Source organism: Sphingomonas hengshuiensis (assembly GCF_000935025.1).
Lineage (GTDB): Bacteria > Pseudomonadota > Alphaproteobacteria > Sphingomonadales > Sphingomonadaceae > Sphingomonas > Sphingomonas hengshuiensis.
On the sequence record NZ_CP010836.1, the window covers coordinates 2,550,778 to 2,576,674 of the forward strand.

Sequence of the window (25,897 nt, forward strand, 5' to 3'; positions counted from 1 at the left end):
GGAGGGCGGCATGGGCAAATTGGTTGCGATCGAGGGCGCCGATGGCGTCGGCAAGAACACCGCATCGCGCGGGCTGTGCGACGCGCTGAACGCCGCGGGCCGCAGCGCGACGGTGATAGGGTTTCCGCGCTATGGCGAGACTTTGGCGGGGGTGACGATCGGGCGCTTCCTGGCCGGTGAGGTGCCCGTGCCGGTGACGCCGCACGCCGCCGCAGTGCTCTATGCGCTCGACCGCTTCGAATGGCTTCCGCGCATACAGGAAGCGCTGGCGGCGCATGACGTGGTCATCTTCGACCGCTATATCGCCTCCAACATGGCGTACCAGGCCGCGCGGATGCAGAGTGGCGACACCGACGCGATGATGGCGTGGATCGCCGCGCTGGAAACCGGGCAGTTCGGGCTGCCGGTGCCCGCGCTATCGATCTATCTCGATACGCCCTGGGAGCTTGCCCGCGCGATGATCCTGCAAAAGGCACAGCGCAGCTACACCGACCAGAGCTTCGACGCCTATGAGGCCGATATCGCGCTTCAGCAGCGCGTGCGGGCCAATTACGAATCGATGGTGGCGGCGGCGTTGCTGGGGCCGTGGCGGGTCGTCCGCGCGAGCGAAGGCGGCGCGATGCGTCCGCCCGCCGCTATCGTGGATGAAATTATCGCGCATATCTGAAACATTAGGGCGACTTACCTGCGTTAACGCTGCGTCCTGCTTGACAGTGCCGCCTGCCTGACACCATGGTAGCGCTATCAAAGCACCATTTGTTGGGCGAGAGGGTATTTGAAAGCGTCTCCTGTAGCATTGCTGCCTGCCGATCATGCGCAGGCCATTCTCGTCGGTCGGGTTCAGCGCGACGCCGGGCCCTGCCCTGTCGTCGTCCGCGGAGGCAACGTCTATGACGTGTCGCAGTCCGCGCCGACGGTCGCCGACCTGCTCGAGCGCGGCGACGCGGCGACGATCGCGGGCGAATTGCTGTGCGCCGCCGATGCGCTCGGCACGCCCGAAGGGCCGCAGTTGCTGGCGCCGGTCGACCTGCAGTGCATCAAGGCGTGCGGCGTCACCTTCGCGGTCTCGGCGATCGAGCGCGTGATCGAAGAGCGCGCGCGCGGCGATTCGGCCAAGGCGGCGGAGATCCGCGGCGAACTGGAAGCCAAGGTCGGCTCGGGCATCCGCTCGGTCGTCCCGGGCAGCGACGATGCCGCCAGCCTGAAGGCCGCGCTGATCGACGCCGGCATGTGGTCGCAATATCTGGAAGTCGCGATCGGCCCCGATGCCGAGGTGTTCACCAAGGCGCCCGTGCTCTCCGCGATCGGATGGGGCGGCGATATCGGCATCCGGTCGGATTCGGATTGGAACAACCCGGAGCCCGAAGTCGTGCTGGTGGTCGACCGCGACGGCGTGCCCCGCGGCGCGACCCTGGGCAACGACGTCAACCTGCGCGATTTCGAAGGGCGCAGCGCGCTGCTGCTCGGCAAGGCCAAGGATAACAACGCCTCGACATCGCTTGGGCCGTTCATCCGGCTGTTCGACGACAGCTTCACGATGGACGATGTCCGCTCGGCCGAAGTCGACCTCGTCATCGACGGGCCGGAGGGCTATCGCCTGACCGGCACCAACAAGATGAGCCAGATCAGCCGCGATCCCGAGGACCTCGTCCGCCAGACGCTGAGCGAGCATCAATATCCCGACGGTTTCGCGCTGTTCCTGGGCACGCTGTTCGCGCCCGTCCAGGATCGCGACCATCCCGGCCGCGGCTTCACGCACAAGGATGGCGACGTCGTCGCGATCTCGACGCCGAAGCTGGGCGCGCTGGTCAATCGCGTGACGACGTCCAAGGCGGCGGCGCCCTGGACGTTCGGCATCCGCGACCTGATGCGCAACCTGGCGGCGCGCGGCCTGCTGGCATGATCGCCGCGCCGCTGCGCGCACTTCCTCATAGCGCCCCGTGGCGCGCCCTATCCTTTTCTGTTCAGGTATCCCGATCCCATGTCCGACGCTGATCCCATGCACGCCACGCTTTCGGGCGACCGCCGGGCAACCTACCCCAGCCTGCGCGGCAAGCGCGTGCTGATCAGCGGCGGCGGATCGGGGATCGGCGCCGGGCTGGTCGAGGGTTTCGTGCGTCAGGGCGCCGACGTCACCTTTTTCGACATCGCCGAGTCCGATTCACAGGCGCTGGTCGACAGCCTTGCCGGTGCCGAGATCGCCCCGATCTTCAAGCATGCCGACCTTACCGATGTGAAGAGCGTGCAGTCGCTCATCGCCGGGCTGATCGAGGATCACGGCGCGTTCGACATATTGATCAACAACGCCGCGAATGACGACCGTCATTCGATCGAGGAAGTCACCGAAGCCTATTGGGAGAACCGCATCGCGGTGAACCTGAAGCATCTGTTTTTCGTCGCGCAGGCGGTGATCCCGGGGATGAAGGACAAGCAGGCGGGGGTGATCATCAACCTCGGCTCGATCTCCTGGCACCTCGCGCTCGAGGAACTCACGCTCTACCAGACGTGCAAGGCCGGGATCGAAGGCATGACGCGCAGCTTCGCGCGCGAACTGGGCGGGGACAATATCCGTTCGGTGTGCATCGTCCCCGGCAATGTGAAGACCCCGCGCCAGATGAAATGGTACACGCCCGAGGGCGAGGCGGAGATCGTCGCCGCGCAGTGCCTGAAAGGACGGCTGGTCCCCGACGACATCGCCGCGATGGCGCTGTTCCTTGCCTCCGACGACGCTCGGCTGGTAACGGGGCACGAATATTTCGTGGATGCAGGCTGGAGATAAGATGACCAACGTAGCGACGTCCGAGCCGGTCAGCGTCTGGCAGCTTGGCGGCCCGCTGCTCGAAGGGCCGGTGTGGGTCGCGCGCGACGCCGCCTTGTGGTTCGTCGACATCAAGAGCCACAAGATCCACCGCTTCGATCCGCAGAGCGACTCGCCGCGCAGCTGGGACGCGCCGGGGCAGATCGGCTTCGTCCTGCCCATCGAAGCCGGCGGCTTCGTCGCGGGGCTCCAATCGGGGCTCGCGAAGTTCGACGAGCGCGACGGCAGCTTCCTGCCGATCGTCGCGCCCGAACCCGATCTGCCCGGCAACCGGCTCAACGACGCCACGGTCGATCCGCAGGGCCGCCTGTGGTTCGGCAGTATGGACGATGCCGAGGCCGACGCCACCGGCACGATCTACCGGCTGGGCGCCGACAGCGTGTGCGTACCCACCAGCCCGCGCGTCTCGATCACCAACGGCCCCGCGCTCAGCCCCGATGGCCGGACGCTCTACCATGTCGATACGCTGGGGGGCATCGTCTATGCCTGCGACGTCGACGAGGCGGGGATGCTGGTGAACCGCCGCGAATTCGCGCGGATTCCGAACGAGGACGGCTATCCCGACGGCCCCGCGGTCGATGCCGAGGGCTGTGTGTGGATCGGGCTGTACAAGGGCTGGTCGGTCCGCCGCTATTCGCCCGCGGGCGAACTGCTCGAAACCGTGCGCTTCCCGGTGAGCGCGATCACCAAGATCGCGTTCGGCGGCCCCGATCTCAAGACGGTGTTCGCCACCACCGCGAACAAGCATTGCTCGGTGATCGAACTGGAAAGCGAGCCGCATGCCGGCGACCTGTTCCGCTTCACGGTCGACGTCCCCGGCCTGCCCGGCACGCTGATCCGCGAAGGCGTCTGACGGCGCGCGAGCCTCACCCGCGGTAGATTGCCTCTGCCATCGCGGCGATGCCCGCCCGCGCGCGTTCCCACCCCGCCTCGTCGCGCAGGTCGATCCCGAGGAACCGCCCGCTCGATGCCGCGGCGAGCACCAGTTGCTGGACGCCCGCGATCATGAAGACGTTGAGCATCGGCGCGTCCACACCCGGCGGCCGATTGATCGTCCCCTTCTCGCGCGTGATCCATTGCGACAAGGCGCGGTCGCGCGCGGTGGCGAAGCGCGTCGCCAGCGGCCCCGGGTCGGCCAGTTCCCAGGCCAGGATTCGCTGGGCCAGCCGATTGCCGCGCAGCGCGTCGAGCAGCGCGATCGCGAGGCGCGACATAAGCTCGGCATAGGAGCGCGGCGGCGTTGCATAGGCGCGCGCGGACAGCGCCGCCTCCAGCGCGGCGGCAACATCCTCGCCCACGGCCTCCGCAAGCCCGTCCATCCCGCCGAAATGGCGGTAGATCATCTGCTTGTCATAGCCCGATGCGCGGGCGATCACGTTGACGCCCCAGGTCGCAAACCCCCGCTCGGCAAGCACGTCCTTCGCCGCCGACAATATCACGCCGCGCGTGCGGACCGGATCGCGCGGGCGGTCCTTCGGAATATCTTCGCGTTTCATGCCATTCCCCTTGGCGACCGAGTATCACCGCACGGTGAACAGCGTCATTTCGGGGAAATACGGTGGGCGCTCGCGCTATTGCCGTCGGCTACCCGACATCTGCCCGTTTTCGATCCTCGGCTATGGCGGAACGATTTAATCAAACCGCGACCGCAGCCTGTCGCACGCCGCCTTGCGCATCGACGCACTAAGGCAGATAAGGCGACATGGAGATTTTGCCTGGCAGTGCGCCGCGCCCGATTTCGAGAATACAGAAGAATATTCTAGCATCCTCGGAACGCAGACTTTTGACGTGGCTTTGCAGCCATCTGCCGCGTTGGGTGACGCCTGACAAACTGACCGCGCTAGGCGTGGCCGGCGCCTTTGCGATCTTCGCAGGATACGCCGCCAGCATCGCCAGCCCCAAATGGCTCTGGCTCGCACTGGCAGGCTATTTCATCCAATGGTTCGGCGACTCACTGGACGGAAGCCTTGCGCGCTATCGCCGAATCGAGCGCCCCTCCTACGGATATTTTCTAGATCATAGTTGTGACGGAATCGCGACATTGCTGATCCTCGCAGGGATAGGCTTCAGCCCCTTCGTGCGGGTGGACGTCGCGCTGCTCGCGCTCGCAGGCTATCTGCTGATGTCGATCCACGCCTATCTGTCGGCCCGCGTGCTGGGCGAACTCAAGCTCTCCTATCTCGCCGCGGGGCCGACCGAGATCCGCTTCGTGCTCATCACCATGACCATATTGATGATGACGCTGGGGCCGGATCGCATGGTCTTCCCCGAATTTTCGGGGTTCGACCTGTTCGTCGGCGGGGTCGCCACGCTGCTGATCGGGCTGTTCGTGGGACAGACGCTGGTGACGGCGAAGCGGCTTGCCCTGATCGACGTCAAGCGCGCCTGATCACTCGGGCGCGAGCACCGTCACCACGACGCCGCACCGCAGCCGAAAGCCCAGCGATTCGTACAGCGCGATGGCGCCGGGATTGTCGGCATAGGCGTGGAGAAAGGGTTGCTCGCCGCGCGCGAGCATCCGTCCCGCAACGACTCGCATCAGCGCCCCCGCCAGCCCGCGCCCGCGAAAATCGGGGTGGGTACACACGGCGCTGACTTCGCCATAGCCCTCGAGCCGCAGCCGCTCGCCCGCCATCGCGACCAGCCTGCCGCCTTCACGGACGCCGATGAAGCTGCCCAGCCTATGGGTGTTGGCGAAGAACGGGCCGGGCCGGGTGAGCATCGCCAGCGCGAACATCTCCGGCGCGTCGGCATCGCCCAGCGCCAACGGCTCCAGCGGGGCCGCAGCCGGCGCGAGCGCCTCGGCGACCATCTGCACGCCCGCCCTCGCGCTCTCCACCCGCGTGCCCGGCACCGGCGGCAGTGCGTCGCGCTGCATCACGATCGCCGGCCCCGTCGCCCGGACGAGCGCGCCCAGCGCGTCGAGCGAATGCGGGGCATGATCCCCGACCGCAGCAAAGATCGCATAGCCCGGATCGAAGCGCAGTGCCGCGCCTTCCCCCTGCGCGAGCCCCGCCTGGCGGGTGTGGAGCGCGGCCCAGGCGGGCCGGTCGAGCGGATGCGCGCGGTTCGTCATCCCAGGATGCTATCGTAGCGCGGGCCGCACGTCATACCGCTTCGTGCGGCCAAAGCCCTTCACCGGTCAGTGATTGTGGCGCGGCACCTTCTCGCTCGTCCGGCGATATTTGAGCGCGAAGTCGAGCACCCCGCCCTCGCCGAGTTGGCCGACCTTCTCGCGGTACAGTTCTTCCCACGGCGTCGCGCTCTCGGGGATCGGCGGCGCGGGCTCGGCCTTGCGGCGCGCAATCTCGTCGGCCTCGACCAGCGCGTCGCAGGTGCCGGCGTTGAGGTCGATGCGGATCGTGTCGCCGGTGCGCAGCCAGGCCAGCCCGCCCCCCGCCGCGCTCTCGGGCGAGGCGTTGAGGATCGAGGGGCTGTCCGACGTCCCCGACTGGCGCCCGTCGCCCAGCGTCGGCAGGCTCATGATACCCTGTTGGATCAGGTGATCGGGCGGCTGCATGTTGACGACTTCGGCCGAACCGGGCCAGCCGAGCGGGCCGGCGCCGCGGATGACGAGGATGCAATCGACGTCGATGCCGAGCGCGGGATCATTGATCCGGTGGTGGTAATCGTCCGATCCGTCGAACACGATCGCGCGCCCCTCGAACACGCCCTCGCGCCCCGGCTGCGACAGATAGCGCGCGCGGAAATCGGGGGAGATCACGCTGGTCTTCATGATCGCCATGTCGAAGAGATTGCCCTTGAGCACCAGGAACCCGGCCTTCTCCAGCAGCGGCGCGTCATAGGGGAAGATGACTTCGGGATCGAGGATGCGCGCGTCGGCGACATTCTCGGCCATCGTGCGGCCCGTGCAGGTCGCGACGCTGCCGTCGATCACCCCGGCCTCGATCAGCACGTTGAGCACCGCGGGGATGCCGCCCGCGCGGTGGAAACGCTCGGACAGGAATTTGCCCGCGGGCTGCATGTTGACGATCAGCGGCAGGTCATAGCCGGTCATCCAGTCCTCGGGCGTGATCTCGATGCCCGCATGCGCCGCCATCGCGACCAGATGCGGCTGCGCGTTGGTCGATCCGCCGATCGCGGTCAGCAGCTTGATCGCATTGAGGAAGCTCTGCTTCGACAGGATCGTGGACGGGCGCAGATCGTCATAGGCCATGTCGACGATGCGCTTGCCGGTCTCATAGGCGATCTGGCCGCGCTCGCGGTACGGCGCGGGGATCATCGCGCAGCCGGGCAGGCTCATCCCCAGCCCCTCGGCGATGCTGTTCATCGTCGAGGCGGTGCCCATCGTGTTGCAATGGCCCGACGACGGCGCGCTTTCCATCGCGCGGCGCAGGAACTCGGCCTCGTCGATCTCGCCCGCCGCCATCTTGCGGCGGCTGCGCCAGATGACGGTGCCCGATCCGACCAGCTCGCCTTCATGCCAGCCATCGAGCATCGGCCCGCCCGACAGCACGATCGCGGGGATGTCGACCGTGGAGGCGGCCATCAGCGATGACGGCGTGGTCTTGTCGCAGCCGGTAGTCAGGATCACCGCATCGATCGGATAGCCGTTGAGGATCTCGACCAGCCCCAGATAGGCGAGGTTGCGGTCCAGCGCCGCCGTGGGCCGGCGGCAATTCTCGAAGATCGGGTGGAGCGGGAACTCCATCGGGATGCCCCCCGCCGCCAATATGCCCGCCCGCGCGCGCTTCACCGTCTCCAGGTGGATGCGGTTGCACGGCGCAATGTCGCTGCCCGATTGCGCGATGCCGATGATCGGCTTGCCCGAGGTCAGCTCCTCGGGCGTGATGCCATAGTTCATGAAACGCTCCAGATAGAGCGCCGCCATGTCGCTACGGCCCGGCGCCGCGAACCACTCGCGCGATCGGAAAGGGCGGACGGGGGTACGGGTCATGATACCTCACAAAAAACTCCCCTTCCGCTTGCGGGAGGGGTCGGGGGAGGGGCTGGAACCGCCGTCTCCCACCTGATCCGATGTCCCCTCCCCCAGCCCCTCCCGCAAGCGGGAGGGGAGCGATAGAGGAGGGGATTGCCTTCGTTACCCTTCCATCGCTTCCAGTTCCTTGCCCTTGGTTTCCTTGATGAAACGCTGGACCAGGAAGAAGCTGATCGCGGCACACACGGCATAGAAGCTGTAGCTATAGGCAAGCCCGATCGTACCCAGCATCACCGGGAACGACTGTGCGACCAGATAATTCGCGAACCATTGCGCAAAGCCGCACACCGCCAACGCGGAACCGCGAAGCTGGTTCGGGAACATCTCGCCCAGCATCACCCACATGACGGGGCCCCAACTGATGTTGAAAAACGCGGAATAGGCCAGCGCGGCGACCACCGCGACCTGCCCCATATTGCCCGGCAGTACCAGCGTGCCGTTTTCGACCGTGCCTGTGGAAAAGGCGTAGACCATGGTGAAGAGCGTCACGGCCATGCCGGCCGATCCGATCAACAACAATGGCTTGCGCCCGATCTTGTCGACCAGGCCGACCGTTACGAAACACGCGACGATCGAGATGCTGCCCGAGATGATGTTGGTCATCATCGCTTCGGATTCAGAGAAGCCGGCAGCCTGCCACAGCGTCGCGCCATAATAGAAGATCACGTTGATACCGACGAGCTGCTGGAACACAGCAAGCAGCAGCCCGGCCCAAACGATCGAGCGCACCCCCAGGAAGCCGCCAGGGGCAAGGACGTCCGAAAGACGCGGACGGTGATCGTGCGAGAAGCTGCCCTGGATCTCAGTCAGCTTCACCGCGCCTTCCTTAGGCCCGAACAGACTGTTCAGCACGTGCAGCGCCTGTTCGTTGCGGCCCTTGGCGACGAGGTAGCGGGGGCTTTCCGGGATGAAATACAGCGCGATAAGGAAGACGACTGCGGGCAGCGCCTGCATCAGATACATCCAGCGCCAAGCCTCGATCCCCAGCCACAACGGGTTGAGCGAGGGAACGTCACCAGCCACATCGGGGCGCGCAGCAGCCTGCGCCAGATAATAATTGGCGAAGAACGCTGCGGTCAGCCCGGTGATGATCATGATCTGCTGGACGGTGGTCATCCGCCCGCGGATGTTCGCTGGGGCGACTTCGGAGATATAGGCAGGCGACAGCACCGATGCGGCGCCCACCGCCATGCCGCCAACGACGCGGGCGAGGACGAACAGGGTGTGATCGTGCGCGAATCCCTGGACCAGCGCACCAGCCAGGAACAGAACCGCCGCCAGCCGCATGACATTGCGTCGGCCAACGCTGTCAGCCAGGGTTCCCGCGAAAAAAGCGCCGATGAAGCAACCGATCAGCAGCGAGCCGACCGTAAAGCCGAGCCCGGCATCGTCCAGCAGGAAAGCCGCCTTCAGCCCCTCCTGCGTGCCGTTGACCGCGCCGCTGTCATAACCAAACAACAACCCCCCGATCGTCGCCACCGCGACGATCGCCCCGATAAGGCCGATATTGGCCCTCTCTGCCGTATGATTCATCCCCAGTCCTCTCCAGTGCCCGAACGGAAAGCCGGGCTGTTAGCGGTAACGGTGACGTGTGCCGCACCGAAAAGCAAGTCGCGCGTTCAGCCTGTTTCGCCTGCGCCACCGGCCGGGCGCCCCGAGGATTCGCGAACGATCAGCTCGTGTGCGAGCACCTGTTCCTCCAGCTCCGCGCCGCTTGCGGTACGCCGCGCACGGATGCGGGCGAGGAGCAGGGTCAGCGCGGTCTCGGCCATCGTCGCGATCGGCTGGCGCACCGTGGTCAGTTCGGGCCAGATCGTCGTGGCGAGCGAGGTATCGTCGAACCCGACGATGCTCACATCCTGCGGCACGTGGAGCCCGCGGCGATGCGCGACGCCCACTGCCGCCGCGGCCATATCGTCGTTGCTGGCAAAGATCGCCGTCGGCGGATGCGCCGCGTCGAGCAGCCGTTCGGCGGCGACGATCCCCGATCGAAAGGTGAAATAACCCTGCTCCACCGGCATCGCGGCGACATCGATTCCGGCCTGGTCGAGCGCAGCGGCAAAACCGCGAAAGCGTTCGGTGCTCGACGACTGGTTGGGGTTACCGCGGATGAAGCCGATCCGGCGATGCCCCAGGTCGAGCAGGTGCCGGGTCATCGCCCCAGCGGCTTCGAAATCGTCGATCCGCACGTTCAGGCTGCGCTCGGGCGCCAACCCCATCGCCACCGATACCCAGGGCAGGCCCGCTGCATCCAGCTCGGCGCGCACCGGCGCGACTTCGGAGAGCGGCGGCGGCAGGATCACGCCCTCGACGCTGGTCGATGCAAAGCTGCGCGTCGCCTCGGCCTGTTCCTCGGGCCGGTCGCTCTCACAGGCTTCGAGCACCAGATGGCATCCCGCGCGCCGCGCCGCGGCCAGCGCGCCGATCAGGAATTGCGAGAGATAGGCGGCGGACGGATTGGAGTATAGCAGCCCGATCTGCGTGGCGTCCCCCGCCGCCAGGCTGCGCGCGGCGCTGTTGGGGGAGTAATTGAGCTGGGCGATCGCCTCCAGCACGGCGACGCGAGTCGATTCGCGAACATTCTCGCCGCCATTGACAACGCGCGACACGGTCATCGCAGACACACCCGCGGCGCGGGCGACATCCTGCACGGTGACGGTGCCCCGGCTTCTGCGACTTGGTTTGCTCATCCCACTCCCTGAGGGCGGAGGAATAGGTTTGACCGAGGCAGAATGCAAATCACGTCGGTTGACCCGCGCGAGCCACGGCCTTTATAGATGATAGCGCTACCAAAATTCAGACGGTGCCTGCCACCGCACGCCAAGGAGAGGTTCATGCATTTGTCCGACAATCTTCGGGCCAGCCCCATTCGCCGGCGCCGATTCGCCGCATTGGCTGCGGTCGCCGCGATTGCGCTGGTGCCCAGCCTCGCGCCCGCCGCGCATGCGCAGACCGCCCGCGCGGACAAGCCGCTGTACAAGGACGCAGCGCAGCCGGTCGAAGCGCGCGTCGACGACCTTCTCGCGCGGATGACGCTGGAGGAAAAGGTCTCGCAGCTCGTCGCCTTGTGGCTCAACAAGGGACAGATTCAGACCGAGGCCGGCGAATTCGATCCCACGCGTGCCAGCGCCGCCTTCCCCAACGGACTCGGCATGATCTCGCGCCCGTCGGATCGCAAGGGCGTGAAGGCCGCCGCCGGCACCACCGCGGCGGGCGCCAATGCCGGCGACGTCAACCGCAGCGCGGAGGAGAATGCCCGCTACATCAACGCCGCACAGAAATGGGCAGTCGAGCGCACCCGGCTCGGCATCCCGATGCTGATGCACGAAGAGGCGCTGCACGGGCTGGTCGCCCCCGGCGCGACGAGCTTTCCGCAGTCGATAGGGCTCGCCAGCACCTGGAACCCCGGGCTGATCGAACAGGTCTTCTCGGTCGCGGCGAAGGAAGCGCGCGCGCGCGGCGCCAATCTGGTGCTCGCCCCCGTCGTCGACGTCGCCCGCGATCCGCGCTGGGGCCGGATCGAGGAAACCTATGGCGAGGACCCCTATCTGGTCGGCGAAATGGGCCTGGCTGCGATCCGCGGGTTCCAGGGCACGACGCTCCCGCTCGCGCCCGACAAGGTGTTCGTCACGCTCAAGCACATGACCGGCCATGGCCAGCCCGAGAACGGCACCAATGTCGGCCCGGCCTCGCTGGGCGAGCGCACGCTGCGCGAGGATTTCTTCCCGCCGTTCGAACGCGCGGTGAAGGAATTGCCCGTGCTGTCGGTGATGGCCAGCTATAACGAGATCGACGGAATCCCCAGCCATGCGAACAACTGGCTGCTCAACGACGTTCTGCGCGGCGAATGGGGTTTCCAGGGCGCAGTGGTCAGCGATTATTTCGCCGTCCGCGAACTCGTGACGCGCCACCACATGTTCAAGGATATCAAGGGCGCCGCCGAGCGCGCGATCGATTCGGGCGTCGATGTCGAGACCCCCGATGGCGAGGGTTTCAACCACCTCATCGCGCTCGTGAAGGAAGGCAAGGTCAGCCAGGGCCAGATCGACAACGCCGTGCGCCGCGTGCTGCGCATGAAGTTCGCCGGCGGGTTGTTCGAAAACCCCTATGCCGACGTCAAGACCGCGGCGAAGAAGACCAACACCCCCGAGGCGATCGCGCTGGCGCGTCAGGCCGCACGCGAATCGATCGTGCTGCTCAAGAACGCCGAGGGCCTGCTCCCGCTCGACGCCAGCGGAATCAAGCGGATGGCAGTGATCGGCACCCACGCCAAGGACACGCCGATCGGCGGCTATTCGGACCTCCCTAACCATGTCGTCAGCGTGCTCGAAGGCATGCAGACCGAGGGCAAGGGCAAGTTCGCGGTCGATTTCGCCGAGGGCGTGCGGATCACCAATCACCGCACCTGGTCGCGCGACGATGTCAGCATGGTGCCGGACTCGGTCAACGATCCGCTCCGCGCCGAGGCGATCGAGACCGCGAAAAAGGCCGATGTCGTCGTGCTCGTGCTGGGCGGCAACGAAGCCGTGAGCCGCGAGGCATGGGCCGACGAGCATCTGGGCGATAGCGAGACGCTGGACCTGCCCGGGCCGCAGGACAAGCTCGCGAAGGAACTCATCGCGCTGGGCAAGCCGGTGGTGGTGATCCTGCTCAACGGGCGACCCTATGCCGTCAACTATCTCGCCGAAAAGGCACCGGCGCTGATCGAGGGCTGGTATCTCGGCGAGCAGACCGGCAACGCGCTCGCCGATGTGGTGTTCGGGCGCTATAATCCGGGCGGGAAGCTGCCCGTGTCGGTGGCGCGCAACGTCGGGCAATTGCCGATCTATTACAACAAGAAGCCGAGCGCACGGCGCGGCTATCTGTTCGGCGACACCACTCCGCTCTACCCGTTCGGCTATGGGCTCAGCTATACCAGCTTCGACGTGTCGGCGCCGGTGCTCGCCACCCCGACGGTCGGCGTTGCGGACAGCGTGACGGTGCGCGTCGACGTCGCCAATACCGGCAAGCGCGCGGGCGACGAAGTCGTCCAGCTCTATGTCCGCGACGACGAAGCCAGCGTGACGCGCCCGGTGATCGAGCTGAAGCGCTTCCAGCGCGTGACGCTCCAGCCGGGCGAGAAGCGTACCGTGTCGTTCGAGCTGAAGCCCGCCGACCTGTCGCTCTACAATGTCGACATGAAGCGCGTGGTGGAGCCCGGCACCTTCACGATCTCGGCTGGGCCGAACTCGGCGACGCTCAAGAGCACGACGCTCACCGTCCGGTGACATGCGCCAGGGGATGCGCCGACCGGCGCATCCCCCCGGACCGTCAGTCGCGACCCGCGAACACCCCGAACACCGATCCGACGAACCCGCCCGCGGTGCGCGTCGTCAGCGTGTCGGTCTGGACACTCCCCAGCGGCTGCCAGCGCGGGGTCCCCGCCTTGGCCTCGGCATAGGCGAAGCTGTAGCGATTATCCTGCACCGTGATCCGCAGCCGCAGCGGCACCCCCGCCGCCACCGGCGCGGTGCCCAGCGTCTTTCCGGCGGCGGGCGCCTTTGGCCCCTCGCGCTGGTCGAGCGTCACCAGCGCCTTGCCGCCGACCTGCTTGATCCCGACGAAGAACCAGTAATCGTCGTTCTGGAACACCGACAGCCCGGCGCGGTCGCCATCCTTTTCGGGCGTGAACCGCACCAGCGTCTCCGCCGTCGCGCTGCGATGCTGCTGGCGCCGCGCGAGGAAGGAGGGGTTGGCATTGTCGCCCAGCCCCTCGGCGCGCGCCGTCAGCCGCAGCGCGCCGCCCTGTAGCGCATACCAGTTGCTGCGCGGGTTGCGTGCCATCATCCAATAGGGCGGCAGCGTGGCGCCGGCGAACTCGTCGCGCACCGTGAAGGCGCCGTTGGTCGGCACCGCCGGCTTGGCCCCCTTGGGCAGCGCCGGGCGGGCGTGGAGATAGGGGATGGTCTGCCCCGGCGCCGTGATCTGCGGCCAGCCGTCCTTCCACGTCACCGGCAGCAGGAACGTCTCGCGCCCGATCGTGTAGAAATCCCCCGCATAGGGCCGCACCGCAAGGAAGGTCGCCCACCAGTCGCCCTTCTGCGTCTCGACGAGCTGCGCGTGCCCCGCCGAGGTGATCGGGTCGGCCCGATCGGCGGGCAGGCCGCGCTGGGTGAGAACGGGGTTCGCCGGATTGGGCACGAACGGCCCGGTGACGCTGCGCGAGCGCAGGAGGACCTGGCTATGCCCCTCGGCAGTGCCGCCCTCGGCGCAGCTCAGATAATACCAGCCGTCCTTCTTGAAGATATGCGGCCCTTCGATCCACACCGGCTTCTTGGAGATATCCACGCCGCCGTTGACGAGCAGCGTGCGCGGCCCGAAGCTTTTCAGCGTCTTCAGGTCGAATTCCTGGATCCAGATCGCGCGGTGGCCCTGATATTGCGGCGTGCCCTCGGGCGGGCCGTTGTTGAGGATCCAGATCCGCCCGTCCTCGTCGAAGAACAGCGACGGATCGATCCCGCCGTCCAGATCGGGCAGCCAGGTCGGATCGGACCACGGCCCCGCGGGGTTTTTCGCGGTGATCGTGAAATTGCCCCCGCAATCGACGCAGGTATTGAGGATATAGAACAGCCCGTCCTTTGCCTGGATCGTTGGCGCGAACACCCCGCGCGACAGGCCCAGCTTCTTGAAATCGAGCTGGTCGGGGCGGTCGATCGCATTGCCGATCTGGGTCCAGTTGACCAGGTCGCGGCTGTGGAACACCGGGATGCCGGGGAAATAGCTGAAGGTCGACGTGACGAGGTAATAATCCTCGCCCACCCGCGTGACGCTGGGATCGGGGAAGAAGCCCTGGAGGATCGGGTTGCGATACTCGCCCGGCTTTGGCCGCAGCGTCGCGTCGATCGGGTCCGATCCGCGATAGTCGAACCAGTCGAAACTGGCGACCGGCTGCGCCTGGGCGGCAAGCGGCGCAGCGAGCAGCGCGAGTGTGGCGAGTGCGGCGGGACGCATCCTGTTCTCCTTGGTGGACATGGTTATTCGGCCTGGCCGGGGGCGTGCGGATTCTTGATCGCCTTGTACCAGTCGAGGTCGTGCGGGGGCGGCGCGTGGCCCGCGGGGAGCGGGCGCTTCGCGATCGACTGGAAATAGGCAACCGACGCATCGCGCCACCATTGCGCCTCGTCGTGCTGGATCGAAAGGAAGTCGCGAACCTCGGCCCAGCGCACCGGATCGACCTTGCCCTGCAGGCCCTGCCACTGCCCCTGCATCGCCGTGACCGCGCCGACGCCCGTGTCATAGCGGGTGACCAGCTCGTCCCACAGGCTGCGACCCGACGCCATCCGATGGTCCCAGGGCACATGATGGAACCACAGCAACAGGCTATCGGGCACCGTCTTGAGGTTGCCCCAGCGCGCGACAAGCTGCGGCGCATATTGGCCGAGCGCGTCGCTGCCGGTCCTGGTGCGGTCGAAGCCGATCCCGGCGGCGTCGGCCTTGTGATAATAGACCGGGTTCCATTCGGGCCGCGCGAGATCGGACACCCAGGGCCCCGGCCCATAATGATGCCCGGTCGCCATCAGGTGCCCCAGCCCCAGCGGGGTCATATAGTCGACCACCGCCTCGCGCGACGCCATCATCATGTCCACGATCGGCGCGGCGGCCCCCGGCCCCCAGGTCATCGCCGCCCAGTCCTGCGCAATGTCCTTCGCCCGCGCCTGCGGGTCCCAGGCGAAGCGCCCGAAGGCGTACCAATTGGCCTGGTCGAACTGCGACCCCGACCAGTTGCGGTCGTTGCCGATATTGGCGACCCCCGCCATGCCGGTGGCGGCACCCGCATCGACCGGCGTCTCGATCACCTTGGCGACCGTGTTGCCCCTGGCCGGGCGGAAGGTGTCGGCCTGGAGCACCTCCTCCCACATCGTGCCGAGATAGGCGAGGTGCGTCGCGAAACCGAGATACTCCTTGGTGATCTGGAACTCCATCATCAGCGGCGTGCGCGGCATCGCCCCGAACAGCGGATGGAACGGCTCGCGCGGCTGGAAATCGATCGCGCCGTTCTTGACCTGGACCAGCACATTGTCGCGGAACTTGCCGTCGAGCGGCTTGAATTCGGTATAGGCCTGTTTGTGCCGGTCCTCGGCATTCTCCGCCGCATAGACAAAGGCGCGCCACATCATCACGCCGCCATGCGGGGCCAGCGCGTCCGCCATCATGTTGGCGCCCTCGGCATGGCTGCGGTTATAGTCGTTCGGCCCCGGCTGCCCCTCCGAATTGGCCTTGACCACGAAGCCGCCGAAATCGGGGATGATGCCGTAAATCTCGTCGACCTTGGCCTTCCACCATGCCGCCACCGCCGGATCGAGCGGATCGGCGGTCTTGAGCCCCCCGATCTCGATCGGCGCCGAAAAGCGCGCCGTTAGATAAACGCGGATGCCCCAGGGGCGGAACACCTCGGCCAGTGCCGCGACCTTGTGGAGATATTCCGGCGTCAGGATGTCGGCATTGGCGTTGACGTTGTTCAGCACCGTCGCGTTGATCCCGATCGATGCGTTGGCACGCGCATAATCGGTGTAGCGGGGGTCCTTATAGTGCGGCAGCTTCTGCCAGTCCCACAGTGACAGCCCCGCATAGCCGCGTTCGATACTGCGGCTGAGATTGTCCCAATGGTTGAGGACGCGGACCTGGAGCTTCGGCGCATCGACGATGTCGAGCGCGGCGATCGGCTGGCGCGTCTGGATCAGCTTGAGCAGCCGGAACGCGCCGTACAGCACCCCCTGCCCGCTATTGCCCGCAACGATCGTGACGCGCTTGCCCGCGATCGTCGCGCTGCGCACCACATAGCCCTCTTTGCCCAGCCGCTCGAACGGCAGCGCCACCCCGGCGAGCAGCGGCGAACCCGCGGTCGCGAGCAGCACGGCGCCCTCCACAGGAGCTGTCGTCGCTCGCGCCGGCGCGCGCCCGACCATGCCAGTCAGCCCGCGCGCAAGCTCGTCCGCAGCGGCATCGACCTGCGGATTGCCCGTCGCCGCGACGATCTGGGCAACATGCGGCGCGACGGTCGCGCGATAGCCCGAATCGAGCGGCGCATAGCGTAGCCAGAGGTCATAGCCGTCCTCGGCATATGCTTGATTCGGCGCGCCAAAACACAGAAATGCAGACAAAATCGCCAGTAAAGTCCGCCACATCTGCATCCGCTCCCGCACGCGGTCCAAGCCGCCGTTGACAAGCTTGTAACAGCTTGACCATGGTAGCGCTACCACGTGGCGTTACAAAACGTCGCTGCGTCATGCACTTGCAAGGTGCAGGCGATTTCAGGAGCGAGAGGATGTCGACGATGCACGATTTCACACGGCGCCAGATGCTGGCGGCAGGCGCGGCCGGCGCTGCGCTGACGCTCGGAGGCGGCGGCAGCCTCGCCGCCCCTGCCCCCTCGCTCGACGCGCTCGCCAGGGCAAAGGGGATGCGCTTCGGCTCCTGCACGGCCTGGGCTCCGCCGGGGGCCGACCGCGGCTCGTTCGCCAACCCGGACTATGCCGCGCTGCTCGAGGCCGATTGCGGCATCCTCGTCCCCGAGAACGAATTCAAATGGCAGGCACTGCGCCCCGATGCCGAGCATTTCGACACCAGCCGCTTCGACGCGATGCTGGCCTATGCCAAGGCCAAGGGCATGGCGATGCGCGGCCACACGCTGCTGTGGCAGAAGCCCCAATATTATCCCAAATGGCTCAACGACTATGATTTCGGCGCCCAGCCCAGGGCGCGGGCCGAGGCGGTGCTGACCGGCCATATCGAGACGCTGTGCCGGCGTTTCGGAGACAGCATCGTCAGTTTCGACGTGGTCAACGAGGCGGTCGACGAAAAGACCGGCGCGCTGCGCGACTCCTCGCTGTCGCGCGCGATCGGCGGCACGGCGCCGCTGATCGACCTGGCGTTCCACACCGCCCGCGCCGCCGCGCCGCGCGCGCAGCTCGTCTATAACGACTATATGAGCTGGGAGCCCGAGAATGAAGCGCATCGCGCGGGCGTGCTCCGGCTGCTCGAAGGGCTGCGCAAACGCGGCGTGCCCGTCGACGCGCTCGGGGTCCAGTCGCATATCGGCATCAAGAACGAAGGCACGGTCGCGCAGGTCGTCGCGCAGCAGACCGGCCCGTGGCGCGAATTTCTCGATGCTGTCACGGCGATGGGCTATGCGCTCGTCATCACCGAGATGGACGTCAACGACCAGGCGCTGCCGACCGACACCGCGATCCGCGACGCGCGGGTGGCCGACTATGCCCGTGCCTATCTGGAGCTGATGTTCGGCTATCCGAAGCTGCGTGACGTGCTGGTATGGGGAATGTGCGACAAATATAGCTGGCTGAACGGTTTCACCCCGCGCGCCGACGGCACGCACCAGCGGTGCGCGCCCTATGACGCACAGTTCCGCGCCAAGCCGCTCCACGCGGCGATTGCGGCGTGCTTCCGGGGCGCGGATCGGCGAACCGTGTGAAAAATGCCACGCCTGCGAAACGGTTGAAGGGCTGCGTTCAGAAAAGCGGTGCTAGCGCCGGAAAGCACGACTAAGCGCAACCCGAAAGGAGCTGGCGATGGCGGCGGATGCCGCGACAGGGATCGAACCGATGCAGCCATTGCTGGCGCAGGGCGGGCTCGACACGTCCGCGCTGCACGGTGCGGCCGAGCGCATCGCCGCGCGCCACGCCGCGGCGCCTCCGGGCGATTTCGCCGCCTTCCGCATGCGGATCGAGGCACTCGCGACCAACGCCGCGCTACAGGCCGAGCTTGCCCGCCAGATGCCGCATATGATCCGCCGCGCCGCCAATCGCCGCGTCCGCGACCTGCCCGGCATGGGCAGCCAGGACGTGCTGTTCGACCTTGCCGGCACGGTTGCCGCGCTGCTGGGCGCGGGCCATGCCGCCGACGCCAACAGCCTCGCCAACCGCTATCTCGACGCGCGCCCACAGGGGGCGACCGGATGGGCGCTGCTGCCGCTGTTCGTCGCGCTGCGCCTGCGCGAGCAGGACGCCCAGGATCCCGCCGCCCCGCGCCTCGACACGCTGCTCGCCGCCGCATCGCCGCGGCTGGTGGCGATCGGCGGGCTTTCCGGCACGGGCAAGTCGACGCTGGCGCGGCTGCTCGGGTGCCGGCTGGGGCGGATGCCGGGCGCGCGGGTGCTGCGATCCGACGTGTTCCGCAAGCGGCTGGCGGGGCTCCCCCCCGAAACCCGCCTTCCCCCGCGCCACTATACGCGGCGGAGCGACCAGGAGACGTTCGAGGCGATGTTCGAATCCGCCGACGATCATCTCGCCTGCGGGAGCAGCGTGATCCTCGACGCCGTGTTCATGAACCGCAGCGAGCGCGATGTTGCGGAGGCGCTGGCGGAACGCGCACGGGTGCCGTTCAGCGGCTTCTGGCTCGAGGCGCCCGAGCGGGATCGCCTGGCCCGCGTCGTCGCGCGCACCGGCGACGCCTCCGACGCGACCGAAGAGGTGGTGCGCGAGCAATCGCGGCGCAGCGTCGGCGAAGTCCATTGGCACCGGATGCGCGTCAACCGCCCGCTCGACACGATCGTGGTCGCGGCGCGCGGCGTGCTCGAGCGGGCGCGCTGATCCGGTGAACGCGATCGCGACGCTCACGCTCAACCCTGCGCTCGACATCAGCACCGGCACCGATCACGTCCGCCCGACGCACAAGCTGCGCTGCGCCGCGCCGCGGATGGAGCCCGGCGGCGGCGGGATCAACGTCGCGCGGGTGCTCCACGCCCTCGGCGCCGACGCGACGGCGGTGTTTCCGTCGGGTGGCCCGGCAGGCGCGACGCTGGAGGCGCTGTTGCGCGATGCCGGCGTGCCGATTGCCCCCGTCCCCATCGCCGGCGCGACGCGGGAGAGCTTCACCGTCGACGAAGCGGCGACCGGGCAGCAATATCGCTTCGTGCTTCCCGGGCCCCCGCTCGACCCCACCGAGCGCGCGGCGGTGCTTGCCGCGCTCCGCACCCTGCCCGCACCCCCGGCCTATCTGGTCGCCAGCGGCAGCCTGCCGCCCGGCGTCGACGGCGCGGTGTTCCACGAACTCGCCGCGCTGGGTCGCGAGACGGGTGCGCGGCTGGTGATCGACACCTCGGGAGCGGCGCTGGCGGCGTGCGAGGGCGCGCACGCCTATCTCATCAAGCCCAGCCTGCGCGAACTGGAGGACCTCGCCGGGCGCACGCTGGCGACCGAGTCCGAGGAGGAGGCCGCCGCGCGCGACCTGCTGGCGCGCGGCTTTGCGGAGATCGTGGTGGTCTCGCTGGCCGAACGCGGCGCGGTGCTGGTCTCCGCCGACCGCGTGCTGCGCCTCGCCGCGATCGAGGTTCCGGTCGGCAGCGCGGTGGGCGCCGGCGATTCGATGACCGCGGCGCTGGTGCTGGCGCTGGCTCGGGGGAAGTGCCTGGACGAGGCATTGCTCTTCGGAGTCGCGGCAGGGGCTGCTGCGTTGCTCACGCCGGGGACCGAACTCGTCCGGCGCGACGATGTCGAGCGGCTCTACGCCGCCGCGTCGGGCGTCGCGTCGGCGCCGAACAACGCGTGAAGCGCCTCCAGCATATGGCGTGCCTCGGGGCTGGCGAGCGAATAAAAGATCATCTGGCCCGATCGCCGCGCGGTGACCATGTTCTCGCGGCGAAGCAATGCGAGCTGCTGCGAGACCGCCGTATCGCGCGCACCCGCAAGCCGCGCGAGCTCGCCCACGGACTTTTCACCATCCAACAGATGGCACAGCAAAAGTAACCTGCTGCGACCCGATAAAGCTTTCAGGAACAGCGTCGCGCGATCGACGGCGGCAATCATTTCTTCTTTCACGGGGCGCACCGCTATGCGGGGATGGCGCCCGTTGCAACTGCTATCATCCGGAAAATTACCGGAAATTTCGGATTTTATCGCTACGGATATGAAGGTTTCGGCCCGTCCCGCGGCGTGGCACCTCCGGCCCCGCCCTGCGTTGAAGCCGCCAATGAACGCCATCGCCCCCGCTCCTGCCCCACCGGCCCTTGCGTGCGCGCCGAATGGATTCGAGGCGAAATGAACACGGCATCCGCGATCGAATTCCTGAACGGTGGCGGCGAGATGGGGGATCGCATCCGCGCGTTCGATTGGGCCGCACACCCGCTGGGGCAGCCCAAGGACTGGCCGCAGGGCCTGCGGATCGCGCTGCGGATGATTCTCCACGCAGGCCACCCGATGCAGATCTGGTGGGGGCAGCAGCGCTATTGCTTCTACAACGACGCCTGTCGCCCGATATTGGGCAGCGAGCGCCACGCGAATGCGCTGGGCGCGGCGGCGGCGCAGGTCTGGCACGAAATCTGGGACGTGATCGGCACGCATGCCGATCAGGCGATGGCCGGTCAGGGCGCTGCGTGGCACGAAAACCAGCCGCTGATGCTGACTCGCGACGGCCGGCGCGAACGCAGCTATTGGAGCTATTCGTACAGCCTGCTCGACGATCCGGACGCGCCCGGCGGGATCGGCGGGCTGCTGGCGGTGTGCGCGGAGACGACGGCACAAGTGCTCGCCGAGCAACGCCGCAGCGACGAGGCGGAGCGTCAGCGCCGGCTGTTCGAACAGGCGCCGGGCTTCATCATCATCACTCGCGGGCCGGACCATATCGTCGAGTTCGTCAACGATACCCACCGTGCGATGTTCGGCAGCGACGACTGGGTCGGCAAGGCGATTCGCCATGCGGCTGCGGCGGCGACCAGCGACCGCTGGTTCGACCGGCTCGACCAGGTGTACGAGACCGGCACGCCGTTCGAGCACTCGGGACCGCCCTCATATCCGATGCCGGCATCGGGGCCCCCCGACGCCGCCCGCAGCTATACGGTGATGTATGCGCCGCTGCGCGACGACCATGGCCGGGTCACGGGCATATTCTGCGAAGGCTTCGACGTTACCGAGGAGCGCCACGCCGAGACGCGCCATGCCGCGCTCGCCGAACTGGCCGACCGGCTGCGCGAAAGCGAGGACCCCGAGCAGATCGCCTTTGCGGCCGCCGAGACGCTGGGACGCGCGCTGGGCGTCAGCCGCGCCGGCTATGGCACGATCGACACCGCCGCGGAAACGATCACGATCCGCCGCGATTTCAACCAGCCCGGCATCCGCAGCCTGGCGGGGGTGCTCCATTTCCGCGACTATGGCAGCTATATCGACGATCTGAAGGCTGGCCGCACGGTCGTGGTCGAGGATGCCGACCGCGATCCGCGCACCGCAGCGAATGCCGCGAGCCTGAAAGCGATCAGCGCCCACGCCTTCGTCAACATGCCGGTGACCGAACAGGGCGGCTTCGTCGCGCTGCTGTTCCTCAACCATGACCAGCCGCGCTTCTGGAGCGCGCTGGAGCTCGAGCTGATCCGCGATTTCGCGGAGCGGACGCGCGCGGCGGTCGCCCGGCGCCAGGCGGAGGCCGCGCTGCGCGACAATGCGGCGCGGCTGCGCTTCCTCGATGCGCTGGGCACCGCGACCGCCCGCGCGGGCGACGCCGACGCCGTAATGGCGATCACGACGCGGATGCTCGGCGAGCATCTCGGCACCGCCGATTGCGCCTATGCCGATGTCGATCCCGGCGAGGACGTCTTCACGATCCGCGGCGATTGGCATGCCGAGGGGGCGAAAAGCATGGTCGGGCGCTACAGCCTCGCCGAGTTCGGGGCGCACCCTGCCGCAACGCTGCGCGCCGGCACGCCGTTAATCGTCAGTGACACCGCCGCAGACCTTGGCGCGGTGGAGGCGCGACGCTTTCTCGAACTGGGCGTGCGCGCGACGATGTGCATCCCGTATCTGAAGGAAGGGCGGCTCACCGCACTGATGTCGGTCACCGACGTGCGTCCGCGCGTCTGGACCGAGGAGGAACTGGGGATGCTGCGCGACGCGACCGAGCGCAGCTGGGCGCATATCGAGCGCGTCCGGGCGGAGGCCGCACTGCGCGAGAGCGAGCAACGCTTGCGGATCGCGATCGACGGCGCGCGGATGGGGACCTGGGACTGGGACCTGAAGACCCTGCAGGGCAGCTGGTCGCGCCGCACCGCCGAGATAATGGGCGTGGCGCATGTCGATACCCTCACGTCCGAGGACGGCTCCCGCCTGGTACACCCCGACGATAGCGGCTGGCTGAGCGAGGCCTTGGCCCATTCGATCGCGACGCGCGAGGCGTTCTCGGCCGAATATCGCATCCTCCGCCCGGACGGAGCGATCCGCTGGATTTCGTCGCGCGGCGTGGTCCGGTGCGACGATAGCGGCGAGCCCGCCCGCATCACGGGGACCGTCCGCGACGTGACCGACCGGCGGGAGGCGCAGGAAGCGCTGAACGCCCTCAACGAGACGCTGGAGCAACAGGTCGCGGCACGCACCGCCGAGCGCGACCGGATGTGGCGGCTGAGCGGCGACCTTTTCCTGGTCGTCGGAAAGCGGCTCGACATCCGCGCGGTCAATCCCGCCGCGTTCGGGCTGCTCGGCTATCCGCCCGACGAGGTGCTCGGGCGCCGGTTCGATCGTTTCCTCCACCCCGACGACCGCCCGAAGCTCGCCGGCGCGGTCCGATCGGCGGCGAGCGGGCCGGTGCGCGATCTCGCGGCGCGGGTGCGCGCGCGCGACGGCGGCTGGCGCCATTTCGCGTGGAGCGCCGCGCCGGGTGCGGGCGAGGCCTATGTCATCGGGCGCGATGTGAGCGACGAGGTCGCCCGCCGCGAGCAGCTCGAACAGGCGCAGGAGGCGCTGCGCCAGGCGCAGAAGATGGAATCGCTGGGCCAGCTTACGGGCGGCGTCGCGCATGATTTCAACAACCTGCTGACTCCGATCCTCGGCGGGCTCGACCTGTTGCAACGCAGCGCCACCGCGGAGCGCGAGCTGCGGCTGATCGGCGCGGCGCTCGAATCGGCCGAACGCGCGCGGGTGCTGGTCCAGCGGCTGCTCGCCTTTGCGCGGCGCCAGCCGCTCCAGCTGCGGTCGGTGGACCTGAGGGCGCTGATCGACAGCATGACGGGGCTGATCGCCAGCACGTCGGGACCGCGCATCCGGCTCGTCACCGACATCGCACCCGATCTCCCGCCGGCACTGGGCGATTCCAACCAGCTCGAAATGGCGATCCTGAACCTCAGCGTGAACGCGCGCGACGCGATGCCCGAAGGCGGACAACTGACGCTGTCGGCAGCGCGCGTCGCGATCCCCGCGGGGCACCGCAGCGGGCTGGCGTCCGGCGACTATATCCGGCTCAGCGTCGCCGATACCGGGCACGGCATGGACGAAGCGACGCTGGCGCGGGCCGTCGAGCCGTTCTTCTCGACCAAGGGGGTCGGCAAGGGCACCGGGCTGGGGCTGTCGATGGTGCATGGGCTGGCATCGCAACTGGGCGGCGCGATGCTGTTGTCGAGCAAGGTCGGGCGCGGGACCGCGGTCAAGCTGGTCCTCCCCATCGCGCAATCGGACCCCGCGCCACAGCGGCGGGTCCGGGTGGAAGCCGCCCGCACCGCGCGCGGCACCGTGCTGCTGGTCGATGACGAGGACCGCGTCCGCGCCGCGACGCGCGAGATGCTGGCCGATCTGGGGTATCGCGTCGTCGAGGCGCATGGCGCGGAGGAGGCGTTGGCCTATCTCGCACAGGCGCCCGCCGATTTCCTTGTCACCGATCATCTGATGCCCGGCATGAACGGCACCGACCTTGCGCGCCGCGCCCGCGAATACCAGCCTGGGATCAACATCTTGATCGTGTCGGGCTATGCCGAGCTCGACGCGGTATCGCCCGACCTGCCCCGCCTCGCCAAACCGTTCCGCCAGGACGAACTGGCCGCCACCCTCGCACGCCTGGCCTGAGCAAAGGGGCTAGATCGCGGCGTCGATCGGATGCAGCGCCTGCGCCGGTTCCCCCATCACGGCGGTCCGTGCGCGCAGGATCTGGCGCAGATAGGGCGTCTGCTGCGCCATGAAGCGCCGCGGCGTGGTGCCCAGAAACTCCTCCGAATCGCGCAGGAAGTGCGACACGTCGAAATAGCCGCGCGAGATCAGGCTATAGTCCGCCGCGTCGCCCGCCGCGTACATGCGCAGCAGCGAGCGCAGGAAGCGCGCACGACGCATCAGCCGCTTCGGCGGGAACCCGAAATAGCGCAACGACAGCTGCCGCAGCCGCGGCACGCTCATCCCGACGCGGTCGGCGATGATCGCGATGTCCTCGACCGTTTCGTCGACGATCAGCGCCGACATGATGCGGATCGCGGGTTCGTCCGGATGCGGCTCGCCCAGCGTATCGACGAAGAATGCGTCGAGGATTCCCTTGACCTCGAGCGCCATGTCGGACGCGCCGAGACGCTTGTGCAAAGCCGATGCAAGCTGCGCCGGCACCGCATCCGCCAGCGGCACGATCCGGTCGCGAAACCGGTTCGCCGGCTGGTCGATCAGCTGCGCCCACCCCAGCGCACTGACGGCCATGCCGATCGTCACGCCGCCAAAGGCTTCGACCCGGAGCGCACGGCTCGTCGGGCCGTACAGCGCGACATGCGGAGTCGGTGCGTAAATGCGGTTGCCAATGGTCACGTTGACCGGGCGTTCGTCCATGAACAGACGGATGTTGGCAGAGCCGGGCATGATCCACTCGATCGCCCCCATCACTTCGGGCCCGGCCGAATCAAGGACGTAATATTCAGTGATATAGTCCCCGACCCGCGGATCGGGCCGCTCGTAGCGCAGTGCCGTATTGAGGTCCGTCTCGAACACCGCCGGATCGACGCCGGGCATATGGGTACCGCTGGCGATCATGCGGCGCGGCGGATGATCGGGAGGAAAGCGGCGACCATCACGGTCGCCCATGCCATGGTCGGGAATGGCGGCACCTGGCGTCGGCGGGGAGGAAAATACATGGTCCGGCAGAATCTGCGCTCTTGTGAAGATGCCATAGGATATCGGCCTGTTACCGACCATTGCTGTGCAACTCCAGCAATAGATTGTCGGCAATATGGTTCCGTCTGAAACAGAGCTTTCATACAATCGCTTACCCTTGCGCCTTGCCGCGGACGCGCGATCGCATCCCGTCCTATTCTAGAGTGGTTTTGCGGCAACGCGCGGTCACCGATGTGCTTTCGCCGCCCCCCGGGCCCAGACTGTGCGCCGTGCGATGCCCGCCTTCGA

General features: G+C 67.6%; 20 protein-coding genes. 11 read left to right on the top strand and 9 right to left on the bottom strand.

Going from position 1 to position 25,897, the window contains the following annotated elements; all coding sequences use genetic code 11:
• Positions 1–10: 10 nt before the first annotated feature.
• From TS85_RS11210 to TS85_RS11225, 4 genes are all read left to right on the top strand, one after another.
• Entirely contained in the window at positions 11–667 is a 657-nt protein-coding gene (locus tag TS85_RS11210) for a dTMP kinase (protein ID WP_044332216.1), read from the top strand.
• Positions 668–796: 129 nt separating this feature from the next.
• The gene (locus TS85_RS11215) at positions 797–1,903 is read left to right on the top strand and encodes a fumarylacetoacetate hydrolase family protein (RefSeq protein WP_077228564.1); all 1,107 of its coding nucleotides are present in this window, start codon (positions 797–799) and stop codon (positions 1,901–1,903) included.
• 78 nt (positions 1,904–1,981) lie between these two features.
• The gene (locus TS85_RS11220; protein WP_077228565.1) at positions 1,982–2,779 is read left to right on the top strand and encodes an SDR family NAD(P)-dependent oxidoreductase; all 798 of its coding nucleotides are present in this window, start codon (positions 1,982–1,984) and stop codon (positions 2,777–2,779) included.
• A 1-nt stretch (position 2,780) separates the two neighbouring features.
• Positions 2,781–3,671, top strand: coding sequence for an SMP-30/gluconolactonase/LRE family protein (locus TS85_RS11225; RefSeq protein ID WP_044332219.1), 891 nt, complete (start codon positions 2,781–2,783; stop codon positions 3,669–3,671).
• Positions 3,672–3,684: 13 nt separating this feature from the next.
• Here the strand turns inward: TS85_RS11225 and TS85_RS11230 are convergent, their stop codons facing one another.
• A complete protein-coding gene (locus TS85_RS11230; RefSeq protein ID WP_044332220.1) occupies positions 3,685–4,314 on the bottom strand; it encodes a TetR/AcrR family transcriptional regulator in 630 nt (209 codons plus the stop codon).
• On the opposite strand from TS85_RS11230, the gene TS85_RS25385 reads away from it, so the two are divergent.
• Positions 4,313–4,453 (top strand): hypothetical protein, encoded by a 141-nt coding sequence (locus TS85_RS25385; RefSeq protein WP_155006377.1) that lies wholly within the window; start codon positions 4,313–4,315, stop codon positions 4,451–4,453. The two genes, TS85_RS11230 and TS85_RS25385, sit on opposite strands and share 2 nt — an antisense overlap.
• Positions 4,454–4,520: 67 nt before the next feature.
• Positions 4,521–5,207 (top strand): CDP-alcohol phosphatidyltransferase family protein, encoded by a 687-nt coding sequence (locus TS85_RS11235; RefSeq protein ID WP_044332221.1) that lies wholly within the window; start codon positions 4,521–4,523, stop codon positions 5,205–5,207.
• Here the strand turns inward: TS85_RS11235 and TS85_RS11240 are convergent, their stop codons facing one another.
• The 4 genes from TS85_RS11240 to TS85_RS11255 form a co-directional block, all read right to left on the bottom strand.
• Positions 5,208–5,894, bottom strand: coding sequence for a GNAT family N-acetyltransferase (locus TS85_RS11240; RefSeq protein WP_044332222.1), 687 nt, complete (start codon positions 5,892–5,894; stop codon positions 5,208–5,210).
• Between the two features lie 66 nt (positions 5,895–5,960).
• Positions 5,961–7,736: an IlvD/Edd family dehydratase gene (locus TS85_RS11245; protein ID WP_044332223.1), complete on the bottom strand. Its 1,776-nt coding sequence runs from the start codon at positions 7,734–7,736 to the stop codon at positions 5,961–5,963.
• 144 nt (positions 7,737–7,880) lie between these two features.
• On the bottom strand, positions 7,881–9,311 hold the full coding sequence (locus TS85_RS11250; RefSeq protein ID WP_044332224.1) for a sugar porter family MFS transporter: 1,431 nt from the start codon (positions 9,309–9,311) through the stop codon (positions 7,881–7,883).
• Between the two features lie 86 nt (positions 9,312–9,397).
• On the bottom strand, positions 9,398–10,468 hold the full coding sequence (locus tag TS85_RS11255; protein ID WP_077228566.1) for a LacI family DNA-binding transcriptional regulator: 1,071 nt from the start codon (positions 10,466–10,468) through the stop codon (positions 9,398–9,400).
• 144 nt (positions 10,469–10,612) lie between these two features.
• On the opposite strand from TS85_RS11255, the gene TS85_RS11260 reads away from it, so the two are divergent.
• Positions 10,613–13,045, top strand: a complete 2,433-nt coding sequence (locus TS85_RS11260) for a glycoside hydrolase family 3 N-terminal domain-containing protein (RefSeq protein WP_044332229.1) — start codon at positions 10,613–10,615, stop codon at positions 13,043–13,045.
• 43 nt (positions 13,046–13,088) lie between these two features.
• On the opposite strand, the gene TS85_RS11265 is transcribed toward TS85_RS11260, so the two are convergent.
• Complete coding sequence (locus TS85_RS11265) at positions 13,089–14,660, bottom strand: glycoside hydrolase family 43 protein (RefSeq protein WP_407082124.1); 1,572 nt, start codon at positions 14,658–14,660, stop codon at positions 13,089–13,091.
• Positions 14,661–14,791: 131 nt separating this feature from the next.
• A complete protein-coding gene (locus TS85_RS11270; RefSeq protein WP_155006378.1) occupies positions 14,792–16,942 on the bottom strand; it encodes an alpha-glucuronidase family glycosyl hydrolase in 2,151 nt (716 codons plus the stop codon).
• 140 nt (positions 16,943–17,082) lie between these two features.
• Between TS85_RS11270 and TS85_RS11275 the strand changes: the two genes are divergently transcribed.
• From TS85_RS11275 to TS85_RS11285, 3 genes are all read left to right on the top strand, one after another.
• A complete protein-coding gene (locus TS85_RS11275; protein ID WP_320407156.1) occupies positions 17,083–18,246 on the top strand; it encodes an endo-1,4-beta-xylanase in 1,164 nt (387 codons plus the stop codon).
• Positions 18,247–18,343: 97 nt separating this feature from the next.
• Positions 18,344–19,363, top strand: a complete 1,020-nt coding sequence (locus TS85_RS11280) for an AAA family ATPase (protein WP_044332233.1) — start codon at positions 18,344–18,346, stop codon at positions 19,361–19,363.
• A 4-nt stretch (positions 19,364–19,367) separates the two neighbouring features.
• Positions 19,368–20,321, top strand: a complete 954-nt coding sequence (locus tag TS85_RS11285) for a 1-phosphofructokinase family hexose kinase (RefSeq protein WP_044332235.1) — start codon at positions 19,368–19,370, stop codon at positions 20,319–20,321.
• Here the strand turns inward: TS85_RS11285 and TS85_RS26105 are convergent.
• Positions 20,276–20,752 carry an ArsR/SmtB family transcription factor gene (locus TS85_RS26105; protein ID WP_227698764.1) on the bottom strand — a complete coding sequence of 159 codons (477 nt, stop codon included), beginning with the start codon at positions 20,750–20,752 and terminating at the stop codon, positions 20,276–20,278. The two genes, TS85_RS11285 and TS85_RS26105, sit on opposite strands and share 46 nt — an antisense overlap.
• Positions 20,753–20,809: 57 nt before the next feature.
• Here TS85_RS26105 and TS85_RS11295 point away from each other — a divergent pair, with 57 nt between their 5' ends.
• Positions 20,810–24,589, top strand: a complete 3,780-nt coding sequence (locus TS85_RS11295; protein WP_052507859.1) for a PAS domain-containing protein — start codon at positions 20,810–20,812, stop codon at positions 24,587–24,589.
• 9 nt (positions 24,590–24,598) lie between these two features.
• Here TS85_RS11295 and TS85_RS11300 read toward each other — a convergent pair whose 3' ends face one another.
• Positions 24,599–25,579: an AraC family transcriptional regulator gene (locus TS85_RS11300; RefSeq protein WP_044332237.1), complete on the bottom strand. Its 981-nt coding sequence runs from the start codon at positions 25,577–25,579 to the stop codon at positions 24,599–24,601.
• Between the last annotated feature and the right edge of the window lie 318 nt (positions 25,580–25,897).

Excerpts from the sequence above, each read along its gene's own strand:
- TS85_RS11295 (WP_052507859.1), top strand. The coding sequence starts at position 20,810 with ATGAACACGGCATCCGCGATCGAATTCCTGAACGGTGGCGGCGAGATG.
- TS85_RS11240 (WP_044332222.1), bottom strand. The coding sequence starts at position 5,894 with ATGACGAACCGCGCGCATCCGCTCGACCGGCCCGCCTGGGCCGCGCTC.
- TS85_RS11255 (WP_077228566.1), bottom strand. The coding sequence starts at position 10,468 with ATGAGCAAACCAAGTCGCAGAAGCCGGGGCACCGTCACCGTGCAGGAT.
- TS85_RS11225 (WP_044332219.1), top strand. The coding sequence starts at position 2,781 with ATGACCAACGTAGCGACGTCCGAGCCGGTCAGCGTCTGGCAGCTTGGC.
- TS85_RS11300 (WP_044332237.1), bottom strand. The coding sequence starts at position 25,579 with ATGGGCGACCGTGATGGTCGCCGCTTTCCTCCCGATCATCCGCCGCGC.
- TS85_RS11280 (WP_044332233.1), top strand. The coding sequence starts at position 18,344 with ATGGCGGCGGATGCCGCGACAGGGATCGAACCGATGCAGCCATTGCTG.
- TS85_RS25385 (WP_155006377.1), top strand. The coding sequence starts at position 4,313 with ATGCCATTCCCCTTGGCGACCGAGTATCACCGCACGGTGAACAGCGTC.
- TS85_RS11245 (WP_044332223.1), bottom strand. The coding sequence starts at position 7,736 with ATGACCCGTACCCCCGTCCGCCCTTTCCGATCGCGCGAGTGGTTCGCG.
- TS85_RS11260 (WP_044332229.1), top strand. The coding sequence starts at position 10,613 with ATGCATTTGTCCGACAATCTTCGGGCCAGCCCCATTCGCCGGCGCCGA.
- TS85_RS11220 (WP_077228565.1), top strand. The coding sequence starts at position 1,982 with ATGTCCGACGCTGATCCCATGCACGCCACGCTTTCGGGCGACCGCCGG.
- TS85_RS26105 (WP_227698764.1), bottom strand. The coding sequence starts at position 20,752 with ATGGCGTTCATTGGCGGCTTCAACGCAGGGCGGGGCCGGAGGTGCCAC.
- TS85_RS11250 (WP_044332224.1), bottom strand. The coding sequence starts at position 9,311 with ATGAATCATACGGCAGAGAGGGCCAATATCGGCCTTATCGGGGCGATC.
- TS85_RS11210 (WP_044332216.1), top strand. The coding sequence starts at position 11 with ATGGGCAAATTGGTTGCGATCGAGGGCGCCGATGGCGTCGGCAAGAAC.
- TS85_RS11235 (WP_044332221.1), top strand. The coding sequence starts at position 4,521 with ATGGAGATTTTGCCTGGCAGTGCGCCGCGCCCGATTTCGAGAATACAG.
- TS85_RS11230 (WP_044332220.1), bottom strand. The coding sequence starts at position 4,314 with ATGAAACGCGAAGATATTCCGAAGGACCGCCCGCGCGATCCGGTCCGC.
- TS85_RS11275 (WP_320407156.1), top strand. The coding sequence starts at position 17,083 with ATGTCGACGATGCACGATTTCACACGGCGCCAGATGCTGGCGGCAGGC.
- TS85_RS11270 (WP_155006378.1), bottom strand. The coding sequence starts at position 16,942 with ATGTGGCGGACTTTACTGGCGATTTTGTCTGCATTTCTGTGTTTTGGC.